At 63.4% G+C, this 6,568-nt stretch carries 10 protein-coding genes; all 10 read right to left on the minus strand.

The genetic code is table 11. From position 1 onward, the window contains the following. Positions 1–31 precede the first annotated feature (31 nt). The gene (locus AWT75_RS13060; RefSeq protein ID WP_239689581.1) at positions 32–1,300 is read right to left on the minus strand and encodes an NnrS family protein; all 1,269 of its coding nucleotides are present in this window, start codon (positions 1,298–1,300) and stop codon (positions 32–34) included. 117 nt (positions 1,301–1,417) lie between these two features. Beyond that, complete coding sequence (locus AWT75_RS22945) at positions 1,418–1,753, minus strand: CBS domain-containing protein (protein ID WP_239689582.1); 336 nt, start codon at positions 1,751–1,753, stop codon at positions 1,418–1,420. After that, positions 1,714–2,535 carry an HPP family protein gene (locus AWT75_RS13065; protein ID WP_239689583.1) on the minus strand — a complete coding sequence of 274 codons (822 nt, stop codon included), beginning with the start codon at positions 2,533–2,535 and terminating at the stop codon, positions 1,714–1,716. Before AWT75_RS13065 ends, AWT75_RS22945 begins: the two co-directional genes overlap by 40 nt. 84 nt (positions 2,536–2,619) lie before the next feature. Next, positions 2,620–3,057: a MarR family winged helix-turn-helix transcriptional regulator gene (locus AWT75_RS13070; protein WP_045846226.1), complete on the minus strand. Its 438-nt coding sequence runs from the start codon at positions 3,055–3,057 to the stop codon at positions 2,620–2,622. 42 nt (positions 3,058–3,099) lie between these two features. Next, positions 3,100–3,513, minus strand: coding sequence for a DUF488 family protein, N3 subclade (locus AWT75_RS13075; protein WP_062789489.1), 414 nt, complete (start codon positions 3,511–3,513; stop codon positions 3,100–3,102). A gap of 15 nt (positions 3,514–3,528) precedes the next feature. Continuing rightward, positions 3,529–4,092, minus strand: a complete 564-nt coding sequence (locus tag AWT75_RS13080; RefSeq protein WP_045846228.1) for a YIP1 family protein — start codon at positions 4,090–4,092, stop codon at positions 3,529–3,531. Positions 4,093–4,219: 127 nt separating this feature from the next. Further along, entirely contained in the window at positions 4,220–5,518 is a 1,299-nt protein-coding gene (locus tag AWT75_RS13085; protein WP_062789491.1) for a hypothetical protein, read from the minus strand. After that, positions 5,515–5,727, minus strand: a complete 213-nt coding sequence (locus tag AWT75_RS13090) for a DUF2249 domain-containing protein (protein WP_062789493.1) — start codon at positions 5,725–5,727, stop codon at positions 5,515–5,517. The genes AWT75_RS13085 and AWT75_RS13090 overlap by 4 nt, the downstream gene beginning before the upstream one ends. Continuing rightward, on the minus strand, positions 5,724–6,152 hold the full coding sequence (locus AWT75_RS13095) for a hemerythrin domain-containing protein (protein WP_062789495.1): 429 nt from the start codon (positions 6,150–6,152) through the stop codon (positions 5,724–5,726). Before AWT75_RS13095 ends, AWT75_RS13090 begins: the two co-directional genes overlap by 4 nt. A gap of 72 nt (positions 6,153–6,224) precedes the next feature. Then, positions 6,225–6,568: uroporphyrinogen-III C-methyltransferase (locus tag AWT75_RS13100; protein WP_338021302.1), on the minus strand; the 344-nt coding region annotated here is incomplete at its 5' end.

A 6,568-nucleotide genomic window follows, 5' to 3' on the forward strand; every position in this document is an offset into this window, starting at 1 on the left:
CGCCCTGTGGCAGCGGGAGAAGCAAGATGCACTAGCCGGGCTGGCCATCGCTACGCGCTTGCAGATACAGCCGGACAAAACGCAGGCTCCAACCCAGCAGCAACAGCAGGCAGGCGCAGGCGCTCAATACATACAGGCGGGCTGACCAAGTAGCGGGCAGGCAGTCGGTGGCCACGCGCAGCAAGGCCATGCCGTGCACCGCCAGATACAGCCGCCACAGCCAGGCAGGTGCTTGCAGCGGCTGACCGGCATGGCCCAGCGACACGCGGGACACAAAGGCAATCACCATGCTGATGAAAAATCCGGTGGTGATGGCATGCAGCGGTGCCAGCCCCAGCGACACCGGCAGCAGCCCGGCCAGGCTATACAGCAAGAAAGCCAGCGGCAGCCAGGCAAATGCAAGATGCAGCATGCACAGCAGACGATTCTGCCCGGTACGCCAGCCCTGCCAGCGCCGACAGATATAAACCAGCAACAGGCAGAAGGGCAGGTCAGCCGGCACGGTCGTCAGCCCTGCAATCGACAGCAGGCCGTGCAGCCAGCTGCCGCTCAGCATGGCCCACAGCAGCCAGTCCGGCTTCCAGGCCGGAATGTTTGGCATGGCGCTGAGGGTGAAAAACGGCAGCATGCGGTGGCAGACGGTAAGGAACACCGGCAGCAGAAAGCCCCACAAGGCCAGGTCACGCATCAGCAGCCAGCCGCTGGCATTGCCGCTGCACAGCCAGTACAAGCCAGCCAGCAAACCGGCAAAACCCAGTACAAAGCCGCACAGCACCATCCATGCATGCAGCCGGTTTGCCTGCTGGCTACGCCATATCAATTGGCCAAACGTCAGTGTCAACCCGGCAAAACCGGCGCTATACAGCAGCTGCCCGGCCAGCAAGCAAGCACGGCCCAGACCAAGGCCGACCAGCCACAACAGCAATCCGCCGGCCAGCAAGGCCGGTACGCCCAGGTAACGGGGGCGGGATGGCGCAGGCACGCCCAGCCAACGCGGCCCGGCGGTAAAAATGAAGCCGGTCATGAATAGCGGAAAAATGCCATACAGCATCAGGAAGGCATGGGCCATCACCGCCGGGACAGCAGGCAGGATGGGGTGGCTGCCCAGGCGCGAGGCCAGCTCGGCAAACCAGGCAGCAAACAGCAACAGCGCCAGCAGCATGCCAAACAGAAAGGCAATGCGGTGCGGTGCGCGCAGCAAAGGGTGGGGGAGTGGCTGGGTGTTCATGGCGGGCTCGATGCAGGTGGTGATGGCCGAGTATCGCCAGCAGGCGGGCAGGATGGGAATGATTCGCGTCAAGACAATCGGCCTTGCCTGTCAGGCCGACAGGCATGTTGCACTGGCCGGTGGTGGCCAACCGCTGCCTTGCACCCTCGGGCAAGCAGGCGCAAGGCAGCAGTTTCCTGTTGTCAGCCCTTATTGCTTGAACAACACGGCGATCAGGTCTGACTGGGTAATCATGCCGCACAACTGGCCGGCGGCATCGATCACCGGCATGTGGTGCATGCCGCCATCGGAAAAGGCCAGTGCCAGTTCGCTGATGGGCTGGGTGGCCTGCAGGCTGCGCACCGGTTGGCTCATGATGTCGGCCACCTTGCCATCCAGCCGCGCTGCCTGCGGGATGGCACTGGCTTGATGGTGGGGCAGGAAGAAGTCATGCAGTGACACCATGCCTTGCAGCTGCCCGGCGGCATCGGTCACTGGCAGGGCTTTTACCTTGTGATGGGCCAGCTTGTCCCAGGCTTGCTGCAAGCTGGCATCGGCCGGATGGACACTACATCGCGCGACATGATGTCGGCACAGCGGATGGCACCAAAGCGGCGCTTTTGTGCCTGTTGTTCTGCTGCGGTGAAAATGGCGGCCAGGTCGTCCTCGCTCACATCCAGCACTTCGCCAAAATCGGCCAGAGCCTGGTGCAGGTCCTGCTGGTTGAAGGCACGGCGTTCGCTGGGCAGCGGGTCCTGCGTGTGGTGCGGATTGGCGTTGTCTGCCGGCAGATGCGGATAACGGCGCTGCACGGCATTGTTGAACAGCAAGGCCACGCCCAGGAGCAGCAGGGAATTGGCCAGAACCGGCCACAGCACAAACTGGAAGCCCATGGCCTGGATGGCCGGGCCGCCCAGTACGGCGGTAATGGCGACGGCACCGCCGGGCGGGTGCAGGCAGCGCAGCTGGAACATGGCGGCAATGGCCAGGGCACCGGCCATGCTGGCTGCAAGTCCGGGGTCGGCAATGGTGTGGGCGCAGGCTACGCCGATGACGGCGGAAACCAGATTGCCCAGCAACATGGACCAGGGCTGGGCCAGCGGACTGGAAGGAACTGCAAACAACAGCACGGCGGAAGCGCCCATCGGGGCGATGAACCAGGGGCTGGAGCCACCCAGCGCGGCACGGCTGATCAACTCGGTCAGCAGCAGGCCAATACCGGCACCGACACAGCCATAAAGCCGTTCACGGCGGCCCGCCAGTAACTGGGCAGGCAGAAAGCCACGCAGCCAGTGCCGCGTGCGTGGGGTTTGGGGTGAAGAAGTCATGACAGATACAGAGGTGGGGTGGGAGGATATTATATCGCGTAGCGATATTTTCATGCGCAGAACCGCCGGTGCGGGCTGTCTTGCTCAGGCTTGCAGCTTTTGCTGTACGTTCAGCAGCAAGTCCAGCGACTGGGCACCGCCCAGGTCTTTCAGCAGCAGCAGCTCCTCGCGGTGCAGGGCGGCCAGCTTGGCCACCAGCTCCTGCCCCTTGGGCAACAGGCTGATTTCTACCTGGCGGCCATCCTGGCGGCCCGGGGTTTTCTTTACCAGGTCCTGCTCCTCGCAGCGTTTGATCAGCCCCACCACGCTGTGATGATGCGATTGCAGCCGCTCGGCCAGTTCCGCCACCGTGGCCCAGTCGCGGCCCGGGTAGCCCTGCACCTGCAATAACAGCAGGTATTGCAAGGGCGTGATGCCGTGCTCTTGCGCCAGTTCTTCACTGAAACGCAAAAACTGGCGCAGGCGGTAACGAAAGTCGGCCAGGCGTTCGAAATCCTGTTTGCTGAGTAGCGGAGCGGTCATGGTGGGCAACAGCGGGGAGAAAACACAAGTCTGCTCACCATATCACAACAGCCCGCCACTGCCGAATTGCGCGGCAAAGCAAACCGGGGACGCATAGGCAAGCGGCATCTCCTCTTGCTGCTGCAGGAATAATTGCAAGGCACGGGCAGCGCTGAGCGTGGCATCGGCTTCGGCATGCAGCAGGATGATGTGTTGCCGTCTGGCCATGTGTGCCAGCCATTCCCAGCGCTGCGGATTATTGTGCAGCACGGCCCAGTAGATTTCGCAAAACTGGCTCCAGCGTTCTTCGCGCCAGTGCATCCAGTCGCTCAGGCCCGGTGCGGGCGACAATGCCGGCACATGACGCAAGCGGCGCACAACATCGGCTGGCAGGCCGGCAGCCGGTTCGCTGCCGATCAGGAAGGCCGGTGTGGAGTCAGGCTGGTAGCTTTGCAGGGATTGCAGGGTGATATGCATGATGACTGGCTCCGTTTACAACAAGGGCAGCAGCAAGAGTGCCACTACAAACAGCCATACCAGCGCACCGATGGCGAAGATGGTATAGGCCAGCGACAGGGTATGCACCGAGTCATCGTGCTCGAACCAGGCATCCAGGCCGTGGTATAGCAGGCCTGCCGATGCCGCCAGCCCCAGCAGTGCGCACAGCACATTCAGCGCCGGGTAGGGCAGCAGCAAGGACACGGCAGACAGCCAGATGGGCAGCGGCACCAGCGCTGCCAGCCGGTAGCAGTCGGCAAAGGCCGGGCGGCTGCTGGCATGTACCGACTGGCGGATGACCCAGGCCATCAGGCTGACGGCCAGCCAGCTGGTCAGCAGCAGGATCAGGCTGGCTTGCTGCCAGTTTTGCAGCGGCACGCCGGGAGCATAGCTGTCGGCATGATAAGTGGCGGTGTACAGCACCATGCCGCCGGCAAACAGGGATGCAGGCAGCACGATCTTCACAAAGCTGTTCAGCACGGATGGATGACGCTGGCCTAGCTGGTCCCAGCCATGGCGTGATGAGTAAATCATCTGGAGCGGGTGTTGCAGGTTCATGGCGATCTCCTTGGCAGCGACAGGCTGCCATCCAAATATATATCGCAATACGATATAAATCCACAGCAAAATGCACACATGGCGGAGCATGCTGGAGTGGGGAGTGGGGAGTGGGGCTCGCCCTGGCTCAGGCGGCGGGCTGTGCCGGCGGCTGTCCTGGTCGCAGGCAGATGGCCAGCACTTGCCGGTAGCGCAGCCACAGCCTGAGTGCATGCCAGGCTGCCATTACAGCCAGCAGCAGGCTGAGCATGGCCAGTGCGCTCTGCCAATGGGCTGGCCAAGTACACCAGGCCAATGCTGTCAGCAGCCACAGCGCATGCAGGCCGGTCAGCCACCGCACGGCTTGTTCGGAGAGGAAACCATGCGTGGCGGGCAGTACGCCGCGCGGGGGCTGCATGCGTTGCAGATGCAGCCAGGCCAGAAACGGGACAATTTTACCCAGCATGCCCAGCACGCAAGCCAGCCCCAGGCCACCCAGCCACAGCACGCCACAGTACAGCGGCAGGCTGGTGTTGGCAGGCCAGCAAGGGGCGGCGAGGGCGCATGAAAGTCCTGACAGCAAAGCCAGCATGGCCAGCAGCCAGCTCAGCCACAGGGGGTCTTGCCGACGGCGACAGCGGCGCAGCTGCTGCAGGGTGAGGCTGGCAAATGCGGCGGCGGGAAGAGCTGCCAGTGTCAGCCAGTTGTTTATTTTGTCCTGCTGCCACAGCAGCAACAGGCTGAGTGCCAGCAGCAGCACCGACTGGCCGGGCAGCAGCCAGCGGCTGGCGGCAGGGTAGGGCGGAGACACCAGAAACATGGGGATTACGGTCTGGCTGACGGCCAACAACAAGGCCAGCAACCAGCCAAGGCTTGCCCACAGCACATGGCTGTGCAGCAATGGCAGGAAAGGCAGCTGGAGTTGGCCACCCAGTGTCAGTACCAGTAACAGGCCCAGGCTCAGCGCCACGCCCAGCCCGCCCAGGGCCAGACGCAACCCCTGGCTGGTGGCATCACGCGCCGGGCTGCGCCACAGGCCGGGCAGCGTATGCAGCAGCAGTGCCAGTCCGGCGCTGTAAGCCAGTAGCGCGCCGGCAGTCAGCCATGTCGCGGCAAAGCCATGACTGAAGCCCCAGCACAGACAGGCGACACCGGCCTGCCACGCGGGGAAGATACGCCACCACAAGGCACGCGGGCTAGGTGTACCTACCCCGGCGGCCACCGCCAGCAGTTGTAATACGGCACCGAACATGGTGTTGCCCAGCACGCCCAGCGCCAGCAAGTGGGTGAGGGTGACAATCAGCGGATCGAAGCGGTTGGCAAGGACAGCGTTGCCCAGCAGCAGGGTGAGCCCGGTGATCAGCAGCCAGGAGAGGCTGGCAGTAAAAAAGCTGCCCGGCAACCAGGGCGGCGGGGCAGCTTCGTAAGACAGCCAGGCCTGGCTCATGGCCGGCTCAGGATCAGGATGACGCCGCCGTCACCGGACAGTTCGAAACGGAAGTCCAGCCCCTGTTGCTGTAACAGCGGCAGCAGCGGGCTGGGATGGTGCGGCAGGATGTAGGCCGCTTGCTGGCCCGGTGCCAGCCCGTCCGCTTCGTCCAGGATGATTTCCATCGGCAGTGGCGGCGGCAGCTGGCGCAGGTCGCGCGGGCTCATGCGGCGGCTCCGGCGGCAACCAGATCGGCAAAGCCGGTAATGTGCTGGCTGCACATGGGGTAAAGAATGTTTTCTTCTTTCATGTTGTGCTGCTGCATCAGGATAAGCAGCGTGTCGGCACAGCCCAGATAGTCGCCAGCCTGTTCGGATGACAACAGCTGCGCCATGTCCAGCATCAGTGCGCGCATCTGGCTGTGTTCGTTACGCATCACCATCGTGGGGCCCATCTGGCTGCCGGTAGCGGCTTCGAAGGCGGGAAACAGGCTGTCTTCTTCCAGCGCAAAATGTTGCAGCATGCCGTTGTGGAAGGCTTGAAACACGGCCCGGGCCCTGGGCCAGTCGCCCTGGCGTACCGCTGTTTCGGCGATGGCGAAGTCGGTATCGCACAGGCGATGTTGTTCGGTCAGTTGCTGGATGGCATTCATGGTGCTTTGCCTTGGCTGAGGTTGATGGTGAGCAGTATTGCCTGTTTGCGGCTGCGGCCTGAATGACCCGTATCAAGAAATCACTGCTTGCTGGCGCAAGGCCTGCAACTGTTGATGCAGGGTGACCACGCTACCGATGATGAGCAGTGCCGGGCTGGCAATCTGCTGGTCGGCAATCAGCTGCGCCAGCGTAGCCAGCTGGCCGCACACACAGCGCTGGGCGGTGCTGCAGGCCCTTTCCACGATGGCCACCGGCGTGGCCGGGTCGCGGCCATGGGCCAGCAGCTGGCTGGCGATATGGGCCGCCTCGCCCAGCCCCATATACACCACCAGGGTCTGCTCCGGCGTGCTGTGCTGTGTCCAGTCCAGTGCGCTTTCCCCCTGACGGCGGTGGCCGTGACCAGGCTGCAACCCTG

Origin of the sequence: Aquitalea pelogenes, from assembly GCF_001515305.1 — a bacterium.
Taxonomy (GTDB): Bacteria; Pseudomonadota; Gammaproteobacteria; order Burkholderiales; family Chromobacteriaceae; genus Aquitalea; species Aquitalea pelogenes.

Bases quoted from the DNA above. Each gene is read 5' to 3' on its own strand.
- AWT75_RS13065 (WP_239689583.1), bottom strand. From the start codon at position 2,535: ATGACTTCTTCACCCCAAACCCCACGCACGCGGCACTGGCTGCGTGGC.
- AWT75_RS13070 (WP_045846226.1), bottom strand. From the start codon at position 3,057: ATGACCGCTCCGCTACTCAGCAAACAGGATTTCGAACGCCTGGCCGAC.
- AWT75_RS13075 (WP_062789489.1), bottom strand. From the start codon at position 3,513: ATGCATATCACCCTGCAATCCCTGCAAAGCTACCAGCCTGACTCCACA.
- AWT75_RS13080 (WP_045846228.1), bottom strand. From the start codon at position 4,092: ATGAACCTGCAACACCCGCTCCAGATGATTTACTCATCACGCCATGGC.
- AWT75_RS13085 (WP_062789491.1), bottom strand. From the start codon at position 5,518: ATGAGCCAGGCCTGGCTGTCTTACGAAGCTGCCCCGCCGCCCTGGTTG.
- AWT75_RS13090 (WP_062789493.1), bottom strand. From the start codon at position 5,727: ATGAGCCCGCGCGACCTGCGCCAGCTGCCGCCGCCACTGCCGATGGAA.
- AWT75_RS13095 (WP_062789495.1), bottom strand. From the start codon at position 6,152: ATGAATGCCATCCAGCAACTGACCGAACAACATCGCCTGTGCGATACC.